20 protein-coding genes are annotated in these 23,034 nt (G+C 56.3%); 9 read left to right on the plus strand and 11 right to left on the minus strand.

All coding sequences use genetic code 11. The features are described from left to right. Positions 1-152 precede the first annotated feature (152 nt). The 7 genes from B9P63_RS00985 to B9P63_RS01015 all read left to right on the plus strand — a co-directional run bounded on the left by B9P63_RS00985 (position 153) and on the right by B9P63_RS01015 (position 7,643). The gene (locus B9P63_RS00985; protein WP_095532972.1) at positions 153-1,229 is read left to right on the plus strand and encodes a hypothetical protein; all 1,077 of its coding nucleotides are present in this window, start codon (positions 153-155) and stop codon (positions 1,227-1,229) included. Further along, complete coding sequence (locus tag B9P63_RS00990; protein WP_085306680.1) at positions 1,230-2,363, plus strand: hypothetical protein; 1,134 nt, start codon at positions 1,230-1,232, stop codon at positions 2,361-2,363. 68 nt (positions 2,364-2,431) lie between these two features. After that, positions 2,432-4,369, plus strand: coding sequence for an ATP-binding protein (locus B9P63_RS00995; protein ID WP_085306681.1), 1,938 nt, complete (start codon positions 2,432-2,434; stop codon positions 4,367-4,369). 219 nt (positions 4,370-4,588) lie between these two features. Beyond that, on the plus strand, positions 4,589-5,374 hold the full coding sequence (locus B9P63_RS01000; RefSeq protein WP_085306682.1) for a hypothetical protein: 786 nt from the start codon (positions 4,589-4,591) through the stop codon (positions 5,372-5,374). Then, positions 5,371-6,738 carry a DUF6638 family protein gene (locus B9P63_RS01005; protein WP_085306683.1) on the plus strand — a complete coding sequence of 456 codons (1,368 nt, stop codon included), beginning with the start codon at positions 5,371-5,373 and terminating at the stop codon, positions 6,736-6,738. The genes B9P63_RS01000 and B9P63_RS01005 overlap by 4 nt, the downstream gene beginning before the upstream one ends. Position 6,739: 1 nt before the next feature. After that, a complete protein-coding gene (locus tag B9P63_RS01010; RefSeq protein ID WP_085306684.1) occupies positions 6,740-7,006 on the plus strand; it encodes a hypothetical protein in 267 nt (88 codons plus the stop codon). Positions 7,007-7,019: 13 nt separating this feature from the next. Continuing rightward, entirely contained in the window at positions 7,020-7,643 is a 624-nt protein-coding gene (locus B9P63_RS01015) for a DUF1523 family protein (RefSeq protein WP_085306685.1), read from the plus strand. A 110-nt stretch (positions 7,644-7,753) separates the two neighbouring features. On the opposite strand, the gene B9P63_RS19085 is transcribed toward B9P63_RS01015, so the two are convergent. The 9 genes from B9P63_RS19085 to pdxR all read right to left on the minus strand — a co-directional run bounded on the left by B9P63_RS19085 (position 7,754) and on the right by pdxR (position 19,309). Next, the gene (locus B9P63_RS19085) at positions 7,754-7,900 is read right to left on the minus strand and encodes a hypothetical protein (RefSeq protein ID WP_176219072.1); all 147 of its coding nucleotides are present in this window, start codon (positions 7,898-7,900) and stop codon (positions 7,754-7,756) included. Between the two features lie 606 nt (positions 7,901-8,506). Next, positions 8,507-9,490, minus strand: a complete 984-nt coding sequence (locus B9P63_RS01020) for a nuclear transport factor 2 family protein (protein WP_085306686.1) — start codon at positions 9,488-9,490, stop codon at positions 8,507-8,509. Continuing rightward, the gene (locus B9P63_RS01025; RefSeq protein WP_085306687.1) at positions 9,490-10,362 is read right to left on the minus strand and encodes a dimethyl sulfoxide reductase anchor subunit family protein; all 873 of its coding nucleotides are present in this window, start codon (positions 10,360-10,362) and stop codon (positions 9,490-9,492) included. The genes B9P63_RS01020 and B9P63_RS01025 overlap by 1 nt, the downstream gene beginning before the upstream one ends. Then, entirely contained in the window at positions 10,362-11,135 is a 774-nt protein-coding gene (locus tag B9P63_RS01030) for a 4Fe-4S dicluster domain-containing protein (protein WP_085306688.1), read from the minus strand. Before B9P63_RS01030 ends, B9P63_RS01025 begins: the two co-directional genes overlap by 1 nt. Before the next feature lie 85 nt (positions 11,136-11,220). Further along, the gene (locus B9P63_RS01035; RefSeq protein ID WP_085306689.1) at positions 11,221-14,055 is read right to left on the minus strand and encodes a molybdopterin oxidoreductase family protein; all 2,835 of its coding nucleotides are present in this window, start codon (positions 14,053-14,055) and stop codon (positions 11,221-11,223) included. 54 nt (positions 14,056-14,109) lie between these two features. Next, positions 14,110-14,862 carry a sulfite exporter TauE/SafE family protein gene (locus tag B9P63_RS01040; protein WP_085306690.1) on the minus strand — a complete coding sequence of 251 codons (753 nt, stop codon included), beginning with the start codon at positions 14,860-14,862 and terminating at the stop codon, positions 14,110-14,112. Then, positions 14,859-15,911, minus strand: coding sequence for a phosphate acetyltransferase (gene pta / locus B9P63_RS01045; protein ID WP_085306691.1), 1,053 nt, complete (start codon positions 15,909-15,911; stop codon positions 14,859-14,861). The genes B9P63_RS01040 and pta overlap by 4 nt, the downstream gene beginning before the upstream one ends. Positions 15,912-15,917: 6 nt before the next feature. Further along, positions 15,918-17,696, minus strand: coding sequence for a sulfoacetaldehyde acetyltransferase (gene xsc / locus B9P63_RS01050; RefSeq protein WP_085306692.1), 1,779 nt, complete (start codon positions 17,694-17,696; stop codon positions 15,918-15,920). Positions 17,697-17,839: 143 nt separating this feature from the next. Next, on the minus strand, positions 17,840-19,309 hold the full coding sequence (gene pdxR / locus B9P63_RS01055; protein ID WP_085306693.1) for a MocR-like pyridoxine biosynthesis transcription factor PdxR: 1,470 nt from the start codon (positions 19,307-19,309) through the stop codon (positions 17,840-17,842). 346 nt (positions 19,310-19,655) lie between these two features. On the opposite strand from pdxR, the gene B9P63_RS01060 reads away from it, so the two are divergent. Together B9P63_RS01060 and B9P63_RS19090 are read left to right on the plus strand one after the other, a co-directional pair. After that, positions 19,656-19,973 carry an NAD(P)-binding domain-containing protein gene (locus B9P63_RS01060; protein ID WP_176219073.1) on the plus strand — a complete coding sequence of 106 codons (318 nt, stop codon included), beginning with the start codon at positions 19,656-19,658 and terminating at the stop codon, positions 19,971-19,973. A 271-nt stretch (positions 19,974-20,244) separates the two neighbouring features. Continuing rightward, positions 20,245-20,418, plus strand: a complete 174-nt coding sequence (locus B9P63_RS19090; protein WP_176219074.1) for a hypothetical protein — start codon at positions 20,245-20,247, stop codon at positions 20,416-20,418. Between the two features lie 455 nt (positions 20,419-20,873). Here B9P63_RS19090 and B9P63_RS01065 read toward each other — a convergent pair whose 3' ends face one another. Together B9P63_RS01065 and B9P63_RS01070 are read right to left on the minus strand one after the other, a co-directional pair. Beyond that, positions 20,874-22,184 (minus strand): ABC transporter permease, encoded by a 1,311-nt coding sequence (locus B9P63_RS01065; protein ID WP_085306695.1) that lies wholly within the window; start codon positions 22,182-22,184, stop codon positions 20,874-20,876. Then, positions 22,181-22,987, minus strand: coding sequence for an ABC transporter ATP-binding protein (locus B9P63_RS01070; protein ID WP_085306696.1), 807 nt, complete (start codon positions 22,985-22,987; stop codon positions 22,181-22,183). The genes B9P63_RS01065 and B9P63_RS01070 overlap by 4 nt, the downstream gene beginning before the upstream one ends. Between the last annotated feature and the right edge of the window lie 47 nt (positions 22,988-23,034).

The raw sequence follows: 23,034 nt of genomic DNA on the forward strand, positions 1-23,034 counted from the left end.
CCTTCTTGTTTTAACGGGCCTATTTAGCCATCCGACTTCCCATCCGCCATGACATTTGCGACAGTTACGGAAAATCTTGCAGCAATGTAGATGTAAGCCACATTCACATTGCCTATATCTTAAGTAACGCATTGTAAAACGGGAGAATTTTTATGTCAGATTTTGCAAGCCAAGTGGCCGAGTCGCAAAAACAGGTGGCCGAGGCACAATCCAAAATATCAGAACTCAGCAGCCGGATCGAAGTTGCGCGCCAAAAAATGAAGGCGGGCGATGACGCGATGATCGACATCGAGAACGCCAATCTTGAAGACGTTCATGCCCACACGGACGTGATGAACGCCAATATAGCTGAGCTGATTATGGGGCTGGATGATGTCACGGCGGCGTTCTCAAAAGACTTTGACGAGATGCGCAACAAGACGGGTTGGGAAAGCTTTGTCGGTATTTTTGCGGGTGCGAAGTCTGACGCAATGCGTCAGGATCGCGTGCGCTCTGCTTCGATTGATGACAAATTGCAGGACCTGATTTCGAAGTCCGATGTGATTACCAAATTGCTAGAGGGTCAGTTGGCGGTTTTGAATGATCAAAAGACCAAGGTTGAAGTGAATTTGTCTGAAACGCTGGACGAGCGTGAATTCACTGTGGGTGAGTTGGAGGATGTGAAGTCCCAGATCATGGCGATGGACCCAAAGATTATCGCGCTTGAGGGCAAGATCGCGGTGGAGCAAGATGCCGCCGCGCGCACCAAGCTGGAAACAGAGATTGCGGATCTGAACGCCAAGTATAACGAGCTGGTGCAAGAGGAGCAGGTCAAGCTCGCGAAATCCCAAACGCTGGAGCGGTATATCGAAAAGGGCAAAACCTGGATCGATTCATTGCAGAACCAAGCAGCGACGCAGATGGTACTGATCAACAAGCTGCAAACAGACACGAAGCAGCGGGTTGTTTTGTATGATGCTCTGACCAAGTCCTTGAAAACCGCGCAGCAGCAGGATGTAGCGCACCGCATCAATGAAATTGGCGTTGAGACAGATCAAGAAGCGCAAACCGCGATGGCCGCGATTGGCACGGCGACGAACCAGCGTATGGCCGACATGATGGAAGCGCATGAGGATCACATGGTCTTTGCTCGCGATGTTTTGGAAGCCAAGGCGAAGGCGGACGAGCGTTTCGCACGCCGCTTTGCGCAGATCGTCGAGAAGCATGATAGCAATGCGTATGGTGGGTAAATGAGCGATACCGTCGACGTCAGCGGCGATCATGCAGGGCTCCTCGATACTTTCGCGTCTCGTCGCTATTTTCGTAAATTCGAGAGGATCACCCAGCACTTGATGCGGGTCTCTGCGGTGATGCAGGCGGAGGGGCGGTTGTCCAATGCGGACGTTGAAGTCATCACGCGCTATGTGAGCAAACTCTCGTTCACGTTTCGCGCGCTTTCGATGAAATATCTGCTCGTTGGGCGCGATACGGGACAGTTCTTTGGCTCGCTCTCTATGGACACACGCGAAAGCGGGTTTCCAGTGCACCGCGAATTGCTGACCATGGCGAATGATGCGGCACAGGCGGAAAAGCATCTGGCGAATATGCCCTCGGTCGAGCAATACAAAGAACAAATGGTGCGCCGCATTGTTGGTGATCAGGAATTACCGACAAAGCTGCAATTCGCATTGTCCCAGCGGCTCTATTACGAAGAACTCGCGCGCGGGGAGTTGTTCTGGGCGCAGAATGATCCAGAGTGCCTTTGGGTCGAAAACCTAGCCAATGGGCGGCGCAAATTTCTGATCCATTGGGCCGTCTATGACAGTCAAGTGAACCTGCCGGTGGTCTATCTGATGGAGCTTGAGGACAGCGGCAAAACAGCCCTACCCAAGGATCAGTATCGCTGGCCAGAAGCGCAAGCGCATCTTATGGGACAAGCGCTCGCTGGGCTGAAACTGCTCACGATTGCAAAAGGCTTTGACGAGAGTTTTCAAGATCTACACCCCAAAAGCCTGCGGCGGTTCCACCTTGGGCCAATGTATTCCCACGGTTACACCCGCCAAACCGGCCCTTTACGGGAGGTCTTGGAGGAGGCTCGCTCGCCCGAGGGCGAGGATTGGGCGCTCGCGTGGACGCGCGAAGAGCTGGAGAGTGAGCGCGTCGAGCAAGAGCGCGCAGGCTGGTTCGGCACGGTGGATCGCGAGGTGTTTGCGCTCGATCCTTTTGCGGGTCGCGGGGCAGACACGGGGGCCACGCGGATGGAGCGGAGCATTATTCTGCCTCAGCGCCCCTATCAGGTTTTGGAAGAGAAGAACCCGCCGGGATTTTCATCTGTGCGTAAATTTGTGGTGGGCGCTGGCGGGCGCGTGCTCAGTTATCGTTGAGCTTCTTGGCCGACCGTCCCTTCGGGGAAAGTTTAATTCGGAAGATGAAGATATTTGGAGTGATTTAGATGAGCGTGACAGCGGATCAAATGGAGCTGCGTGAGGCGGATATTCAGAAACATTACAGCGCGGCATTGGCGCTGTTGCAGGGGTTTGACCATGCGCCGCGTGTCGCGAAGCCGCGCGAGGCGGCGGTTGAGAAATCTGCGGGGCTTGGCACGCGGCGACGGTTCAGATCGACAACACCGGGTTTGGTGACACGCTCGACTGCCCGCGCTGAAGGGGTTCAGTTGCTCGCAAGGATCGAAGGAGCTGATGAGGGCGATGCGTTGGTCTCGCCTTTGCAGGCGAGCGTGATGAATGCACTGCGCCGTGCTTTGGCGATTTCGATGGCTGTGGCAGAGAATTACGCAGAGCAGGTTGGCTTGTCTGATTTGAAACGTGCCAACCTGGAAGGGGGCGTTGCAGCTGCCAGAAAGGCGGAGTTTTCCGAAATGCTGACGGCGGAAGCGCTGATTTCTCTTTATGTATTTGCATCTGCATCTTCGTTTTTACTGTCCTCTCATGCGAGCGAGGTGTCTGTGATTTTGGGCGAGGTTGAAGAGGTGCTGACTGACAATGCGCCGCTGGCTTTGCATGGCGCTTTATGGGAGCTTGATCAGAACATCGAGCATCACGCGGATGATGATCCTAAGTTGATCGCGGTCGCCCTCGCCTATGCCGAAGGCTTGATGGACAAGGTCGCCGCGCGCACGGGAAGTGCGGGGCGTTTGGAGGCGTTTACATCGGCGACTTGGAAGGTCGAGGCGGACGATTTCGTGGTGAACGGCTTTACACCTGCGTCGAAGGGGAAGTCGTCAAAGTTGACGATGATGTTTAAGAAACCCAACGAGGTCGTTGGCAACCACATCGCTAAATATCAGTCGATGAAGCTGGCAAAGATGCTCATGGCATATGATTTCGAGCGCCGTTTGAACCCGTTTGCGGACCTTGGTGGGTTCATCTTTACCTTTATGGGCGACGGCGCACCGGGGACGGGGAAGACCACGCTGATCCAGATGATGGCGGGGCTTATTTCGGGTTATTGCGAGACGGCGGGATATCCGTTTCGCTATCAGAACCTTTCGACGGATAATATCGACAGCTACCAAGGTAAATCGGGTCAGAACGCGAAGGCGTTTATCAACAATATCATCGACCCGTCTGTGATCGGCTTTGGCACGATTGACGATATTGATCAGCTTGCGGGCAAGCGGGGGGATCGTCAGTCTTCGGCAGGGCAGCTCGAAATTACCGCGGTGCTGATGGAAAGTTTCGCAGGCGCGAACACCGTTGTGCGCGGGAATTGTACGTTCGGCATGTTCTCGAATTACCCCGAGAATGTCGACGATGCTTTGCGCCAACGCGCCGGTGCGCGCTTCCTCGTGGATGGACCGCAAACGCGCGATGACTATATCGACATCCTTTATCTGTTGATGGGCAAGAACCACGATATTCCGCTTGGACAGCATGATGTGTTCGAGGCGCAAGCGATCCAGAAGGCAGTTGCTGCGTCCTTTGCCAGTCATGGGCGGCCGCATGAGGAAGGGTTGGCAGTGGTCTTTGACTCTGTGCAGTCGCAGTTCGGTGAGTTGGATACGATTGCGAAACTTGGCACCTATTTGAAGGGTATTCAGGAGGCGGATGAACGCTTCACAGGGCGTGCGATCAAGAACATCACGGACGCCGTGAAAGTGCGCGCGATGGACTTTGAATTGCCCGATGAATGGATGGAGGAGCCTGATCTGTTCCTGTTCAAAGATTACGACGCCAAGAAAGGCATGATTTCCGAGCTACGCAAGCCGATCACGGTGGACATGGTCGTGCAAGAGATCAACCGCTACGCTGATAGTGAGTTCCGCTATGCTGATAAATCCGACGAGATCGCGATTGACGGGATGGTGCGGGATTATGAGCGGACGGAAATTGCGAAGAAGCGGTATTTGGATGGGGTGAAGGCCGGCTAGGAAACGCTCTGGAAGAGCGTTTCGAACCTGAATGGGCGAAGCCCAATGGAGGTGAGATGAAAAGAACGAGAGATATTCTTGGCTGGCTCTTTCTGGTGACGCCTGTGATTTGGGTGGTGCATTGGTGTATGTCAAAACAGGTTAAGGTATGATGTTTTGCCGAGCACGTTTTCAGCAGAGTAGCACCTTCGCCTTGGGGGCAAACGGGTGCTTTCTGCGATGACAAATCAGCCAATCGACGCTTGGGATGTAGCTACTTATCCCAAGAACATCCTTGAGTTGCTTGCTAACACAAAGCCTGTTCTTGACGCTTACTATTTACGCAAAACAGAATTGGACAACGCGGACGATCCCGATAGCTCGTCAGCGATTGTTCGTGAGAACGAGCTCGCCGTGCGATTTCACAGCTTTATCGAGGATGACCTCATGAGGTGCCTTGGTTCGGAGCTGATCAGAGGTTGGCACTATTGTCGTTTGACTGATCAAGAAACGCAGGCGATGGAAAATGGGACCCTAATATCGGCTTCGAAAGCAAGTCTGAAGCAACGGCTGGAAAATCTACCTGAAGAATTCCGGTTGAGTGGCCAAGACATTGAACTAATCTGTACCCAGAGCCCGTTAAATGACGAGCAGCAAAGAAAGGTCAGGTCACACCGTTTCTTTATGGTGTCTAAACCACTAGCGCTTGTCGATCCGAGCGTGAGGCCTCTGACAACTTACTGGGGCGGGGAGATTACATACTTCTGGCTGCAATCGGAGTGTTTGAAAGAGAACCTTTCAACTATAGGAGCGCCGCGGATCGTGGAGTGCCATGTTCCGGTGAGGGGTACCCATCTTGCGTATCGTGCAGCGATAAGCATTGTAGAAACCTATTGCAATGTCTCGCAAGCCGGTTCCCCATTTGATTTCCACGCCTCGCCCAAAGGGAAGTCACTGGAGATCGTCAGGGTTCACTCCGAGGGTGATCCGGTATTTGACAAGTTACGCGGGAAGGAAGCAAAATGATCCGCCTCATCCAACGCGGCCTTATGTTTGGCAATCTCATCCACATCGCCTCACCGGCGCTGATCGAACGCTATAACCGTGCGCTAAAGCATCTGACGAACCATCAAACCAAACTCACTGATTTTCACATAGATATCTCTGGCTACTCGCCCGAGATCGGCGATGAGTTGGACGACCCTCTCTACCTCAACCATGCGGGGGTGAACCGGCAGTTTATCTTGCTCACGACCGATCAAAAACACGCGCCGCTGCTGAATGCGAAATTTTCGACCTCGCGGGAGATACTCAAGAAGTTCATCCAAAAGAACGAACCGCAGCTTTTTGCACTCACTGCGCGCGATGCGGTAGCGGGGGAGTTGGTGAATTCGGTTTACAGCGTCGATGGGCCTGCGAAGCTCTTTGATATTCGACGGGTCAAAATCGAGGCGGACACGACGAGCGGCACAGTGGCCGAGGCGCAGGCGCTGGCGGATAATGTGGACCGTTTCATGCGTGAAGAGGACGCTTGGTTCGATGATCTGCTGATCGCGGACATGATCACATCGGCCAAGCGCACGGGTGACGTAACGCGCAATCCTGTGCGCCTTGATCTGATGGAATTCGAGCAACGCAATTTCTGGACGGCGCATTTTGGCGGGCTTTATGTGTTCCAAGGAATGGATCATCCGGCGGTGATCTCTAGCGACGCGAAAGAGGCGCTGGGCGCATTGCCGATCAAATATGTGTTCGACACAAAGGACCGCAATCAAATTGCGAAGTTCCTGGAATATAATGATCTGGTCGAGCCAATTGTGAAGGCACGCGGCATAGATGCGGCGGCGATCCTGCGTCAGAAGATGGATTTCATTGTGATTGATATCGCGCAGGAAAGCGGGATTGATCTGGCAGGGGCGACGCGGCGCGATATACGCGCTTTGGCACGTCTTCACGCCACTGATTTGCCGGAGGAATTTCATGGCCTCGCCGATCTGCTGCGCTGGGCGGAGGAGGGTGGCAAGTGGCCGAGGATCACTTCGGATCATCCCGCGTATTTCTACACGCTGCGCAGTGCCGACCACGGCGATCGGGACTTGGTTAATATGCTGCTATCGCAGCTTAGCCCCAAGGATATCCGCCAGTTGTTCATTTGCCACAAGGAATTGTTCTATACGCTTTACGCGACGTGGCATGATACCAAGAAATCCTATGTGGCAGATTTTCTGGATCGCGAGTATCAAGTGGATAAAGCTGGTGCGCGCGAGGCGCTGTTCGGGCATGAGCCCGAGATGGCGCCGTCAGCGCCGGCCAAGCGCGAGGGGCCTTGGAGCGTCAGCGCACAAAAGATTGCTACCGTTGGCCCTTGGGGCGCGGTGAGGGGGAGGTGATATGTTAGCACTGGCACGTTTACTGGTTTTCGGGTTTCTGGTGCTCTCGGTAGTCTACGTGTGTCTTTCGCTCTATTCGCGCTCCGTGCGGAGCGACAAGCTGGAAGCGGAATGGGACGAAGAAATCAAGGACGGCGATCGCGAGGCGTTTGTTCAAGAAGGGCTGCAGGAATATGACGGCTCCTTGCGGCGCAAGCTGATCTTGGGGGTCTACGTGATCCCGATCGGTATTGTTTCGTTCATCATTTATGCCACGAATTTTATGTAAGGGAGCCTGAGAGATGGGCTATATCAAATTGGCGTTCTGGATCAGCTTTTGGGTACTGGTCGCGGCGTTTTTCCACTACACGCTGCCGCAACACGATGTGGCGCGGATCACAGACACCTACGAAAAGCGGGTCGATTTCGGCGAGAATTCGATCTTCTGGGCGAGCGCGGATGTGGGCAGTGACGGCGCGGCGGTGAACCGTGATGTGTTCTTTATTCAGGCGAAATACCCCAATGATAAAGTCATGGTATACCGCAACGAGGACACGGGCTGGGGCTGGCCGCCCTATTTCAAGTTCGACACATCGAATTTGCAGGCAGAAGCGTCTGATTTGAAGTCCGTGGCAGCTGATCCGCAGTGGGTTGTGATCAAGCATTACGGCTGGCGCAACGAGTTCATGACCATTCACCCCAACGCTATAAGTGTCCGCGCAGTTGACAGTCCGGATGTGCGGATCATTCCTTGGCTGAACATCGCTATCCTGATCGTGTTTTTTGCCTTTGTGTGGGCGATTTGGGTGCGTTGGCGGCGGTTTCGCGAGGCGCGCATCGATCCTGTGATGCAGGAGATGGGCGACAGTTTGGCGGATGCAGGAGACAGCATTTCGCAGAAGCGGCGAAAATGGCTCGGACGGTGATCCGAATTCCCTAGAAAATTTGCAAGTTCCGGTCTCAGGGGGCCGGGAGTTTAACGGGCAAGATGAAGCGGGGCATCGAAATTTCCGACATAATGTGTTTGCGTGGCGATTCACTCTCCGCCCTGTTCGAGGATGATGTTTCTGCCAAAGAACAGCAGGGCACGGCGGTGCAGACCTGTGAAGGACTCATGTAGAAGCGTCAAAACCGCATCATGGATCGCATCGCTGTCATGCTTTGCGGGGGGGGGGGCGGCCAAGCCAGATCGAACTGTGCCGTCTCGTCAATGCAGGCGGTGAAAACGGTGGTGCGCTTCGGGGGATGCCTTGGACATGACACTAAAGCGAGCATTTGCGTGCTGGCGGCAGGGCCGAACGATGCGGATATCCGGGTGAACGTTCCGTTCGGGCCTTGGCCCCTCTTTCCATTTGCGCGAACACGGCATCGACGTGCAGCGCGATATCGCGAGTGTTGTCGCGAACCTGCATGATCATCCCGCGTCGGGCTATGACATCACCCTGCGCCAAATGCCCATTGGGCGGTCTCGCCTGTTCGCTATCAGTTTGGGCGAAAAGGTGTCCTTGCGTCGCCCACGGTCGAGGCCACCGCCTATCATCCGGTTGGCAGCGTTGCGATGGAGCCGACAGGGGTCCCTCGACAGTCATTTGAGGTTGAAGGGCGTGTAGTGGCTTTATGTGGCGGATGCCTCGGTGATGTCGAGCGTGACCTCCGTCAACGCTAATGTGTCTTCGATGATGGTCGGATGGCGCGTCGGTGGATTCATCGCGCAGGAACACGTTTTCCTGCGAAAAACGACTATTCGCCAGAATAATCAGGGCGTCTAAATCCTTTTCAAAAGGATTTTCTATATGTCGCCGGTTTGCAGCAAGATTTGCTTCCAGATCGCAGTTTCATCGACGAGCGCCCATTCACGGCGCACTCCGCGCGGACCAAATTCGGCGTGCGCGATGCCCATCACGAATACTTCTGCTCCAGTGGGCGCACCAAACATACCGTGACCATCGTGCGTGCCGTGCAATGAGAACCGGACGGCTGCACGCGGGGAATTGAGCGGGTCGTCGTTGCCGATGACGTGATCAATGCTGACCTTGGCCGATGGAAATGCGGCGCGCAGGCCAAGCCAGAATTTGTCTGCTGCTGCATGGCCATGGGCAGCTGTATGGCTGGGGTAGGCGAGTTCAACCGCACGGTCATATGCGCCGGTGATGACGGAAAATTCGGTACTTAAAATGCGCTCTAGAATGTCCGCATAAATCTTGCCCCACTCATTGTCGTTGCCCCGCCCTTGGTAGGGGCCGACGATGTCATTGGCGGGGGTATAAGGGCGCACGCAATTCTCTGGCCCCCCTTCGCGGGCAATCAATTCGCGGGTCCATTCGGGGATATCGCGGCCCATTTGACGCACGACCGCGCCTTGATCGCGCACTAGCCATTCATCTTTGATGGTGTTTTCCTTGCACCAGCAGTCCGCCAGAATGCGGTAGGCCAGTGTGCGCCCGGTCGGTGCGCCGTACATGCCGGGATGTGTGTGCGTCGCAGTGCAGAGCAGGCGGTGCGACGACAGAAAACTATCATCCCCCGTCATGCACCAGATCACATCTTCTCCCGGCAATTCACGGTCAGGAAATTCAGCGAGCGTAGCCTGCGTAGCGGCGATGATGCCTGCATTGCCTTGCACGACGGAAGCAGAGGAGCGCACAATCAAATCCTCGCCGTAATAATCATGCAGCGAGTGGATTTCGCGATCTTCCCAGATTTGTTTGGTGATGCCTATGATGTAGTCTGGCACATCGGCCCAGCGTTCGTCAAATCCGGGAAGAAAGGGCATTAGCGTTTTCCGTAGTAGAGTCCCACCACATGTTCGGCCTGCGCAAAGAACAGCCAACGTGAGACGAATATGCCCGCAACGTGGCTCAAGACGGCGACGAGTGCAAGCATATGCCCGAAGGGCAGCAGCAGCGCGATCACGGGGATTACGAACCCAAGCCCAAGCGCGATAATGCGCAGCTTTTGCGCGTGTTTGCGCCCGACAACATGGATGAATTCGCGCATCAGATAATTGGTGCCGGTGTGGGGCGGCTCGAAGGCTTTGACCTTGCCGATGTGGCCGAGGCCCGTCGCGCTTTCCAATGTGGAGCCGGATTGTGCGAGGCGTTTGTCACCCAAGAGCCAATAGGCGATTTGGACGATCCCTGCGACGATCAGCAGGGGCAGGGCGATCTGCACTTGCCCTGCAAGCAGCGCGCCGCCTGCGAGGGAAAAGGCCATAAACAGTAGGCTTGTGAGTGGCATGTGCCAGCGCGGAACGGTTTTGAGCTGTGCGTAAATCATCGAGGTGGTGTAGACGGTTGCAAGCGATAGTACCGCGCCAATGCCGCCGATCAGGCCCCAATGTTGATCCATGAAGACGCGGCCAAAGCCGTAGATCGCCATGACGATCAGAGCGGCGACGGCGCAAATTCCTTCGCGTGAAAGCCAGCTGGAACGCCACTGGCTGAACGCTTTCAACGCGCGTTCGGGGTGGCCGAGATGGAAGGTGGAGAACAACAGACCACCGACTGCGAGCACATAGGCGATTGCGAAAAAGACAAAGGCGATAAAGCCGGTGGAGCCGGGCATGTTGATGCCGAGGAACGCAAGCAGGCCAAAGCCGAGACCAGAGAGCGTGGTGAAAAGGATAATTGATGGTGCTGGGTGCATTACTTCGCTCCTCCGGCAGAGTTGCCGGGCAGTTTGTCGAGCGCTTTGTCGAGCCATCCGAGAAAGCCGCCTGCGTCTTTTGCAACAGGCTCTAGGTAGGGCGCGAGGATGTTGAACTCTTCCATCGTGTCCTTGGGGCGTGGGGGCAGGTATTGGTTCACAGGTTTGGTGCCCATCTCTGGCATCAGATCAAAGCCACCGCGCTCGGCGACAAGGATGCTTACGTCGGATGTTTCATCTGCAAGATCACCGAAGTGACGCGCGCCTGACGGGCATGTACGCACACAAGCAGGCTGGCGGTCTTCTTCGGGCAGGTTTTCGTTGTAGATACGGTCCACGCAGAGGGTGCATTTCTTCATCACCTTCTCGGAGGCATCCATTTCACGTGCGCCGTATGGGCAGGCCCATGCGCACAACCCGCAGCCGATGCAATCTTGCTCGTTCACCAGAACGATACCGTCCTCGACGCGCTTGTAGCTCGCGCCAGTCGGGCAAACGGTGACACAGGGCGCGTCTTCGCAGTGCAAGCAGGATTTGGGGAAGTGGATCAGCTGGGCAGCCCCTTCATCGGGCTGAACCTCATAGCTGTGAACGCGGTTGAGGAAGGTGCCTGATGGATCACCGCCGTAAGGATCTTGATCGCTAAGCGGAGCGCCGTAGTTTTCGGTGTTCCAGCCTTTGCAGGACACAACGCAGGCATGACAGCCTACGCATGTATCAAGGTCGATGACGAGGCCGAGTTTCTTTTGGGTGCTGGTGGGCAGTGTGGTCATGATCTGGCCTCTGCGTTTTGTGGTGCGGGCAGGACTGGGGCGCTGCCCCAGACCCCGGAGTTTACGGGCAAGATGAAGGGAGGGGTCATTTCTTTGTCTGCCACTTCAATTCTTTGGGGCCAGTGCCGACCGGTGACTTGATCGGCGGGAAGGCGGGTTGGCTTTCGCTTGGGGGCGTTGCCGCCTTGGCGATTTTGACCCGCAGGTCGAACCATGCGGCTTGGCCTGTGATTGGATCGGAGTTTGACCAACGCAGGCCATCGCCCTTTGGCGGCAGCAATTCGTGGATAAGGTGGTTGAGCAAGAAGCCTTTGGTGACTTCTGGCGCGTCTTCTTCCAGTGCCCACGCGCCTTTGCGTTTGCCGATGGCGTTCCATGTCCAGACGGTATTCGCATTCAGCGCGGCCATTTCCATGACAGGCACTGTGATAGAGCCATGCGTAGAGGAAACCGTCGCCCAGTCTTCATCCTTGAGCCCATGCTTCTGCATCAGGTTTGTTGGCAGATAGAGCGGATTGTGACCGTGGATCTGACGCAACCAAGCGTTCTGGCTGCCCCATGAGTGATACATCGCCATAGGGCGCTGCGTTAGCGCGTGGACGGGATACTCATTCACATCGACTGCGCTGTCCTCGAACGGTGCGTACCAGATCGGCAGTGGGTCCATGGTTTTCTTGACGCGTTCGCGCAGATGCTCTGGTGGTTGGCGCTCGCCATGTCCTTCGGCCGCGCGCTGGAATTTGCGCATGGGTTCAACGTAGAGCTGGAACAGATAGGGTTCAGGCTTGTCGATGATGCCCATACCAACGGCCCATTCTTGATAGGCCATGTTCCAGGGTTTGTAGTAGTTCGCGCCTGCCGGAATGTGCTCCACAAAGAAGCCGCCGTTTTCGATATAGGCATCAAGCTGCGCCTCGTTCGGATCGCCGCGACCGTTTTGCAGACCTTTTTCACCCATGCGCCACCCCGCAAGTGGGCCAATGCCCGGCTTGCGGATGTGGTTGGTGATGTAATCGGCATAATCGGCATATTTCTGGCTGCCGTCCTCGTTGATGAAGCCCGGCAGATCAAGACGCGCGCCAAGTTCGCAGAGTACGGATTGGAAGCCGCGCACATCGCGATCAGGTTCAATCACAGGCCAACGGATTGCGTCGGCGGCTGCATCCGCTTCGCAGATCGGGCGATCAAGGAGCGAGATGCAGTCGTGACGCTCAAGGTATGTCGTGTCTGGTAGGATCAGGTCCGCGTAAGCGACCATCTCGGAGCTATAAGCATCCGAATAGATGATCCGCGGGATTACATATTCGCCTGTCGCCTCATCCTTATCCGTCAGCATGTCGATCACGCCGCGCGTGTTCATCGAAGAATTCCACGCCATGTTCGCCATATACATGAACAGCGTGTCGATCTTGTAGGGATCACCCGCATGCGCGTTGGAAATAACCATATGCATCATGCCATGCGCAGACATGGGGTTGTCCCATGTGAACGCCTTGTCGATGCGCGCGGCAGTCCCGTCTGGCTTGAGCGCGAGGTCCTCTGGGCCGTGTACGAAGCCGAGGTGTGGACCATCGAGCGGCTTGCCCGGTGTCACGCCATAATGCGGCTTTGGGTGGATTGTTGCAGGCTTGGGGTAGGGGGGTTTGAAACGGAAACCACCCGGGACTTCGACCGTGCCGAGCAGGATCTGCAAGACATGCAAAGAGCGGCAGGTTTGGAAGCCATTCGAGTGCGCAGAGATACCGCGCATGGAATGGAAACTGACAGGGCGTCCCGTCATCGTCTTATGCTTTTCACCGCGGAAATCGGTCCATTCCTGATCGAGTTCAAAGCTTTCTTCAAACGCGACGCGCGCGATTTCGTTGGCGATGCCGCGAATGCGTTCTGCTGAAATACCGCAATGCTCGGCCACAGCTTCGGGCGCGTATTCCTCGGACATGTAACGCTCTGCCATCAAGTGGAAGACAGGTTTATGCGTCACGCCTGCATGGCGATGCGTTGCCGACAGATCAGGGCGCACACCCTTTTGATCAAACGGTGTCAACTTGCCTGTATTGCGGTCGATCACCAGCTCTTTGCCAGCCTCGTCGCGCATCAAAAGGCCTGTCTCGCTATCTACCAAAACGGGGGCGTTGGTATATTGCGCGAGGTACTCAAGGTCAATTTTACCAGCCTTCATCAACTCATGCACAAGTGCTAGGATAAACAACCCGTCCGTGCCGGGCGTGATGCCTACCCATTCGTCCGCGACCGCGTTGTAACCAGTCCGGATCGGGTTCACGCCAATGATCTTGGCACCGCGTTTCTTGATCTTGCCGATGCCCATTTTGATCGGGTTGCTGTCATGATCCTCGGCAACGCCGAACAGCATAAACAGCTTGGTGTAGTCCCAATCGGGCTGGCCAAACTCCCAGAACGCACCGCCCATCGTGTAGATGCCAGCGGCGGCCATGTTTACGGAACAGAACCCGCCATGCGCCGCGTAGTTCGGTGTGCCGAAATGCTGCGCCCAGAAGGATGTGAAGGACTGCGACTGATCACGACCCGTAAAGAACGCCAGTTTCTCGGGGTTCTCTGCGCGAATAGGGGCAAGCCATTCGGTCGCGATTGTCAGCGCCTCTTCCCATGAAATTTCCTCAAACTCACCCGACCCACGTGGACCGACACGCTTAAGTGGCGCTTTCAAACGCGAGGGCGCGTTGACCTGCATGATGCCCGCAGAGCCTTTGGCGCATAGAACGCCTTTGTTCACAGGGTGGTCTTTGTTGCCCTCGATATAGGCGACCTTTTGTTTTCCATCGGGGCCCTCTTTCATATGCACGTTGATGCCGCAGCGGCAGGCACACATATAACAGGTGGTTTTGCGCACCTCGTCGGAGACGTGGGGTGACAGGTCCAGTGTGGGTTGGTCTTTGGGCATGTCAGATATCTTCCTTGTTGGGCGGGCGACTTTTAGTGTGGGTCAACGCTGTCGTCATGACAAGGTTAACCGCAGGAGACCGAAGGCTGACAGTGCGCAAAGCAGCGTCAGGCAGAATGGGCGATAATAGGGTTCGAAACGCGGCGTGAACAGTTTCATGCCAGCATATACGCCGACAATGGCGGGGATGGAAAAGATCAGGCCGCGCCAGATGGCTTGCAGGTTCATTACGTCGAACCAGAATTGCCAAACAAGCGATGTGGCTGAGCCAAGAAACAGAAACAGCGCTAAAGCAGCGCGCATTTTTCGTGCGGGGGTGTTGCTGGAGAGAACATAAATAGCAATCATCATACCTCCGACGCTGGCAAGGCCGGTGACGATACCGGCGAGCAGGCCAGAGACATATAGGCCTGCGCGCGTTTCCAGACCCGGAATGCGAATGCGGGCAAGCAACAATGCGGCTAGCGCGATGATCACGCAAAGCGCGACCAGTTTAGAGGTTTCCGCGTCAACATTCGTTGTCAGGGTTAGACCAATGGGGGTTCCAACTGCGGACATTATGACCAGCCCCCAGACGATTTTTCGATCTGCTTCCTGCCAGCCGCCGCGTGCCATCAGCACGCTTGCGGCGAGTTCCAGCCACCAGCAGATCGGGATTAGTTGCACGGGGGGCAGGATCAGTGCCGCGCTGGCCATGACGAGTGCGGAGAGTGCAAATCCGGAAAAGCCGCGCACGATGCCCGCGGCGAAACAAATGACCGCCAAAAGAGCGATTTCCGAACCGCTTAGGCCGAGCAAGTCTGTCATACGCTCTGCGCTTGAAGGGCGGTCACAGCAATCATCGCCAGAACATCGCCTGCACTACATCCACGCGAGAGGTCATTGGCGGGTTTGGCAAGGCCTTGCAAGACGGGGCCAATCGCGACCGCGCCGCCGAACCGCTGTGCGAGTTTGTAGCCGATGTTGCCCGCATCAAGGTTCGGGAAGATCAGCACATTTGCCGCACCTTTTAGGGCACCGTTTGGCGCTTTGGAGGCGGCGACAGAGGGCACAAGTGCTGCGTCCAGCTGCAATTCGCCATCCACGATTAGATCTGGGCGTGCGGCTTTGAGAGTCTCGGTCGCCTCTTGAACTTTGGTGACGCGCTCATGTTTGGCAGAGCCATGGGTGGAGAAAGAGAGCATGCCGAGTTTCGGCTCGGAGCCAACAAGGGCTGCAAAACTATCGGCGGCTTGGGAGGCGATGCCAGCCAGTTCTTGCGCATCGGGGTCGATCACCATGCCACAATCGGAAAAGACCATTGCGGGGCGATCGAGGGGATGGCCCTCAGGCAAGATCATCAAGAAGAAGGACGACACGAGCGGCGCACTTTTGGCTTTCCCGATTACTTGTAGTGCTGCACGAACCGTGTCCGAGGTGGTTGCAACCGCGCCGCCAATCGAGCCATCTGCGCGGCCTGTTTCAACCAGCAAAGCGGCGAAAACCAATGGGTCACGCGCCGCTTTTCTTGCCAAGTCTAGCGAGAGTTGCTTGTGGGCGCGCAGCTCTACAAACCGCGCGGCGAGGGCTTCGAAAATTCTAGAATTTTCGGGGTCGTGCACTTCGATACCGGCTGGGTCGCTCAAATCAAACGTAGCCAGTGTGGCCTGAATATCAGCCTCAGGCCCGACAAGATGCGCTTTTTTGATAAGCCCCGCGTTTAAAGCGGCGACAGCTGCTTCGACGATACGCGGATCACTGCCTTCGGCGAAGGCAATGGATTTAGGGGCCGCCGCCGCCCGCGTCATAAGGGACGCGAGCGGCGGGAGCTTGTTTGCTTGATCCAGCAAAGCGGAGTGGTGTGCATTGCCAGACATAAGGGTTTAGACCGACTGCGGAACCATGTCGTCCGCGCTGATGCCAGCAACAGAAACGGGCTTTTTCATCGCATCGCGGCGGAAAGGATCACCAAGTTCCTGATTGATCATCGCCTCGATGAGGGTTGTGATGCCATTCTCCATTTGATCTTTGATCGCTTGGCTCAGGGCGTCTGTCAGCTCTTCTTGGGTACGTGCAACGACGCCTTTGAGGCCACATGCGTTCGCGATACCGGCGTAGGACACATCTTCGTCCAGCTCTGTGCCAACGAAGTTGTCGTCAAACCAGAGCGTCGAGTTACGCTTTTCCGCGCCCCACTGGTAGTTACGGAAGACAACCTGTGTCATCGCAGGCCAGTCGCCGCGACCAATCGCCGTCAGCTCGTTCATCGCAATGCCGAATGCGCCATCGCCAGCAAAACCGACAACCGGAACATCTGGGCAGCCGATCTTTGCGCCAGCAACCGCAGGCAGACCGTAACCGCATGGACCGAACAGTCCGGGTGCAAGGTACTTACGACCCGCATCAAAGTCAGGGTAGGCGTTGCCGATAGCGCAGTTGTTGCCGATGTCGGACGAAATGATTGCCTCACGTGGTAGAGCCGCCTGAATTGCACGCCATGCCATACGCGGCGACATCCAGTCAGGCTTGGCGGCACGTGCGCGCACGTTCCAGTCTGTGCCCGGATCGTCGTTCTCGTCTGTCATGGATGTCAGCTCTTGCGCCCAAGACGACTTTTTCTGCGCGATGTTGGACTTGCGTGCATCGCGGCCCGCGTCGCCTGCATCGTCAGACAATTGCGCCAAGATGCCCTGCGCCACTTTCGCAGCATCGCCAACGATACCAACTGTGACCTTTTTGGTCAGGCCAATGCGGTCAGGGTTGATGTCGACCTGGATGATCTTCGCGTCTGCTGGCCAGTATTCAATGCCGTACCCGGGCAATGTAGAGAACGGGTTAAGGCGCGTGCCAAGGCACAGCACAACGTCCGCGTCTTTGATCAATTCCATACCCGCTTTTGAACCGTTGTATCCCAGCGGACCTGCGAAGAGCGGGTGTGACCCCGGGAACGCATCATTGTGCTGGTAGCCAACGCAAACGGGCGCTGTCAGGCGCTCTGCGAGCAGCTTGGACGCTTCAATGCCACCCTTGGATAGAACAACGCCTGCGCCGTTCAGGATGACCGGGTTCTTTGCTGCGGACAAAAGCGCCGCCGCTTCTGCAACAGAGTTCGTGCCGCCAGATGAGGCTTCAAATTCGATTGGGTCTGCGATTTCTACATCGATCACCTGCGTCCAGAAATCGCGTGGGATGTTCAGTTGCGCAGGACCTGAAAGTCGCTTCGCCTGAGAGATCACACGTGTCAGCACCTCGACAACGCGGGAGGGGTCGCGCACTTCTTCCTGGTAGGCAACCATGTCTTCGAACAATTTCATTTGCTCGACTTCTTGGAATCCACCTTGGCCGATCGTCTTGTTCGCTGCCTGCGGCGTGACGAGCAGCAAAGGTGTGTGGTTCCAATACGCTGTCTTAACGGCCGTCACGAAGTTGGTGATGCCGGGACCGTTCTGAGCGATCATCATGCTCATCTTGCCTGTGGCGCGCGTGTAGCCATCTGCCATCATGCCTGCGCTGCCCTCGTGGGCGCAGTCCCAGAATTTGATGCCGGCTTTGGGGAAGATGTCCGAGATCGGCATCATGGCAGAGCCGATGATCCCAAATGCGTGCTCGATACCGTGGCGTTGCAGAACCTTAACAAAGGCCTCTTCGGTGGTCATCTTCATGGATGCGCTCCTAAAGCTATCTTATGGAATGAAAAGCGCCCGCAACTAGGGCAGGCGATTTAGCGCGACTTTACGGATTGTGAGAGATTCCAGATAGGGCCAGTTCGCGAGCTCGGATAGGGCCAGCGCAGCTCAGGTGAGACTTAGCGTCTCATTAACGTACCAATGCCGCTGGCAACGCGCGCGACCCCTTCGGGAATCCTTGCCAGCGGGATAGAGGAATAGGCCAGCCTGTAGTAGTTGTTTTCGACGGCATCCCGGCGAAAGAACGAATGACCCGGCTCGATCAACACATCTTGGGCGCGCAGGTTCGTGGCAAGCTCTTGGGTGTCCACGTTTTCAGGGGCGCGCATCCAGAAGCTCGATCCGCCGAACACGCCGCGCCCTGCGATGTCCAGGCCATGATGGTTGAGCGCATGCTCCATTCCGCTGCGCCGCTCTTTGAACGTCTTGCCCATCTTGCGCACCAGCGCATCGTAATGCCCGAGCGAGAGGAAGTAGGCGGCGGTGCGCTGAATGTGCCCCGGTGGGTGGCGCAGCACAGAGGCGCGCAGCGCGCGGGCTTCGCGGATGAAAGGCTCCGAGCCGACAAGATAACCAAGGCGCAAGCCAGGAAACAGCGATTTGGAAAAGCTGCCGATGTAAATTACCCGTCCCTCTTCATCGAGCGATTTGAGCGCAGGCAGAGGCGCATCAAGAAAGGACATTTCGAATTCATAATCATCCTCGACGATTACGGCCTCAAGTTCTTTTGCGCGCGCCAGCAAGGCTTTGCGCCGCGTGTGAGGCATGGTGGCAGAGGTCGGACATTGATGACTGGGCGTGGCGAAAATGACGTCCGTGCCGTCCTCGATCAGGTGGGGCTGTAGCCCGTCGCGATCCACGGGGACTTGGGACAGGTGGCACCGTGATTGCGTCAGAATATCGCGAAGCGCGTGATAGCAAGGGTCTTCGATCGCGGCGGTGCGCCGCTGCGTCAGCAGAATTTGCGCCGTCAGCCAAAGCGCGTTTTGCGCACCGACCGTGATCAGCACTTCTTCGGGGCGGGCCACGATCCCGCGCCGCGGTAGCGTATGGCGCAGGATGAATTCGATCAGTTGTGGATCGTCCTGATCATAATAGTCCGCCGTCAGTGCACCGAAATCACGCGCGCCTAAGGCTTGCAGTGCGCAGAGCCGCCAATTGGCATGATCGAACAGCGTTTGGTCGACCTGGCCATAGATAAAGGGATACCTATATTTTGCCCAATCGGCGGGTTTGGATGGTGTCGAGCCGCCTGTGAAGCGCTGCCCGATGGCGCGGGTCCAATCGACGCTATCATTGCGCTCGGCTGCGGGTTCGAAGCGGGGTGGCTCGGGTGCGTTTTGCGAGACGAAATAGCCCGAACGCCCTTTGCTGGTCAGATAATCATTGGCCTGCAATTCGGTGTAGGCCAGCGTGACGGTAATCCGGCTAACCCCGAGGTGGAGCGCAAGTTTGCGCGAAGAGGGCAGTTTCTCGCCCTTGCGAAACCGCCCCGAAAGGATGCCCTGCGCAATCACTTGCTGGATTTGCGCTTGCAAAGTGCCTTGCGCATCAGGGTTCAGGAAAAATGTATCGATCGAAATAGCCATGACCAAGAGGATAGTCTGGCTATAGAGGCAAAGACAACTGGACATATGGATCGAAGCTGAATTGTTTGGTGTGTATTTTGTATACAACGAGTAAAAATGCACTGCATTTCTTGCCGATACTCAAAAAAAGAGGCGGTCGAGATTAGCCTCTTTCATTGTGCGCTGAGCCGCGATGAAAATAGAAACCATCGCTGGCTTTGCTCGGTACCAGATAACACCGCGCGGGGCCCACAAGAAGAGACCGCATGAATGATTTTTTGACGCGTGCCGATTATGAAGCCTTTGCTGGCAATATTGATTTTCCACGCATGATTGTCACGACCAGATGTCACGCGGAGGCGCTGACATGAGCTGCATCGGATTCCTTGGCGCAGGCCATATTGCAGCGCCTATGATGCGTTTCCTAGCGGGCAAAGGGCATGATGTGCTAGTGTCCAAGTGTGGTGCTGTCGTCGCGTCCGAGTTGGCGGCCTCGGTCGGGGCGAAGGTTATGGGCAACCAGCAGGTGGTTGATAGGGCTGAGATCGTGTTCCTTTGCCTGCGCCCAGCAGTCTGGCAAGAGGTGGTGAGTGGGCTGAATTTTTCGCGCGGACCAGCAGGTAATTTCGGTCATGGCGAACGTCCCCTTCGTATCGCTGTTAACTGCAATCGCGCCTGCACGTGATATTTATGTTACCATCCTGATCGGATTTCTGGTGCGGGGTGGATGTCCGCTTCCTGCTTTCCCGAAAGTGGAGCCATTGCGCAGTCTGTTCAGCCCTGAAAACCCCGTGATCCCCTTAAGCGCGGAGTCGCAGATTGCCGATCATTTTGCAGCCTCGGCACTGCTCTCTGCGGCGCTCACTGTGATGTAGGATGGCGCGGACTGGCTTGGTGGGCAAACGGGTAGCCGCGCCGACGCTGATGCTTATGCGGCGTCCTTGGTCGCGGGTTTCATGCGCGATATTCCCAAAGACGGTCGGGGGCGCATCCTTGAGGCGCGCTCTGCTTTGGCATCGCCTGAAACGCTGAACCGTGCAGCCGTCGATGCGATGGAGGTGGCGGATACACGCGCGACTATATGCAAAGTGATGCAAGAGCTAAGCGATAAGATGAAGGGTGGGTCATGAGGTTCAATACCGTCTGAACTGTCCGCTATGGTGGCGGTGCGCCCGGGGTATCCACTTAACGCGCGATGCGGCAATGCTGCCCGTTCTGAGATGTGGCACACCCCTGACGCAACCGATGAGCGCTAGCGAGATCAGTGGGATGAACGTGATGATCTACCAGATGGCGCGGAGCTATGGGGTTCTTTGGCGGACATGGAATAGGCTTGGCAGAACCAAGACGTGGATGCGCTGAATCAAATGTATCACCTCTTGCTAATCGGCCCTTCGGGGAAAGTTTATTACGGAAGATGAAGGCACGCGGTTTCGCTCAAGTTTGTGCGCTGCGGCGTGCAACGCTATCTTGCCTGTGCACGGTCGTTTTGGCGCGCAGGCGTGGCTGGTGTAGCGCGAAAAGAAAGCGGGAGCGGAACTATTACGCTCCGCTCCCGAGTAATTCAGGTCAGTTGTGGGAAGGTTTATACCTTCCCTTTCCATGGAACCAACCATGTTTCCAAAGCACGCACACCCACGTCGATCAAAAAGCCAATGACCCCGATCAGGATGATGCCGACGAGAACAATGTCTGTTAGCTGGAACTTGGATGCGACGACGATCATCTTGCCAAGGCCAACTTCGGCCGCAACAAGTTCCGCCGCAACGACCGTTCCCCAGCACACGCCCATCGCAACGCGCGCGCCTGTGAATATCTCAGGCAACGAGTTGGGCACGATGACCTTGCTCAGGATTTGCCACTTGGACGCCCCTAGCGAATAGGCCGCGTGCACCTTGGCGATGGCCACGCCCGATACGCCCGAGCGCGCGGCGATGATCATTATCCAGAGCGCCGCGAGGAACAGCAGGATAACTTTGGATACTTCGCCGATGCCGAACCAGATGATCATCAGGGGGATCAAGGCCAGTGGCGGTACGGGGCGCATGAATTCCACGATGGGATCGAACCAGCCGCGCGACCAGTTGGTCAGGCCCATCGCATAGCCCAGCGGGATGCCGATCAGCGAGCCGAGTAGGAAGCCCCAAAGCACGCGCGACACCGACTTCCATGTGTGCTCCCACAGGGTGAAGCCCTGATAGCCTTCCTTGTTGAGGCGGATGAAACGTTCCATCACGACCTCGGGGGCAGGTAGGTAGAGACGCGCCATGCGCAGGCCCGTCGCTGGCGCGAAGGTAGGCGTGCCCTTGTCAGTCAGACCGACCGTGCCTTCCGGGATGTCGATCTTTTCGCCTGGCGCAATGGGTATGCCGTTGATCGCCGTAACGGTCGAGCCGCCCTTCTTGGAGACCTCGTCATTGCTCCACACGTTCAGCACTTTGAAGCTGTAGCGCGCCGCAGTTAGCGTGTCGTTCTTTGCGAAACCATCACCCGGTTCGACCTCTGGCGCGTCCGGCTCGCGGCCCGGATTTCCCTCTGCATCAACGGTTTGCTGGATATCTTCGCGGTATACGCGCACGGTAACGGTGGCGTCATCGCTTGTGCCATCCTCAAGCGTGGCGGTGTAGGTGAAGGTGGCGTCGCCCTGAAACGGGCCGGGCAATTTAGGAAGCGGGATCGCGGAATTGGTGAAGGCGACCCAAAGCCAGAATACTGTTGCGACCGAGATGATCGATGCGATGCGATTGGCCTTCACGGCGCTTTCATCGCCGAATGTCACCGTCTTGAGCGAGTTGAAACCCTCGCGTTGAAAATATTTAGACAATAGCCGGGACAGGACCAGATAACTGCCGAAGAAAGCGACGAGATAGAGTGCGAATATAATGAAACCGCTCATGATGCGTCCTCCGTCCGGCCCATGATTTCTTCTTCCATGCTCCAGATCATTTCGAGAATTTCCTCGCGCGTACTGGCATAATCTTTATGCTTTTTCACTTCGCGCAAATCATTGCCCACGCCAAGATCGGCAAAGGGCAGGCGGTATTCCTTATGAACGCGGCCGGGGCGCGGGGCCATGACCAACAAACGCTCTCCCAAAAGCAGCGCCTCTTCGACGGAGTGGGTGATCAGGATGATCGTCTTGCCGGTTTCGCGCCACAGATCAAGCACGAGGCCCTGCATCTTTTCGCGCGTCAACGCATCCAGCGCGCCGAGCGGTTCGTCCATGAGGATCACATCGGGATCATTGGCCAAGCAACGGGCAAGGGCGACGCGTTGCTGCATACCGCCGGAAAGTTCGTAAATCGCCTTTTCTTTGAAATCCCCGAGGCCGACGACCTCGAGCAGATGCTCGACGTTTTCTTTGCTCTCTGCGCGGCTGACGCCCTTCATGTCGGGTCCAAAGCTGACGTTTTCGCGCACTGTCATCCACTCGAAGAGGGCACCTTGCTGGAACACCATACCGCGATCGGCGCTGGGTCCGATGACCTTCTTGTCGTTCAGAATGATGTTGCCCTCGGTCGGGGCAAGGAAGCCGGCGACGATGTTCAAAAGCGTGGTCTTGCCGCAACCCGAGGGACCAAGCACGCTCATCAATTCGCCGGATTTAATGTCAAGGGACACGTTTTGTAACGCTTGTACATGCCCGCCATTGGGCAACTCAAACCGCATGGAAACATTGTCGATCAAAAGTTCAGACATCTGTTCCTCTCCGCCCCTTTTGGAGCTGCTATTCGGGAAAAAAGAAG

Source organism: Planktotalea arctica, from assembly GCF_002105285.1.
In the GTDB taxonomy this organism is placed as follows: domain Bacteria; phylum Pseudomonadota; class Alphaproteobacteria; order Rhodobacterales; family Rhodobacteraceae; genus Planktotalea; species Planktotalea arctica.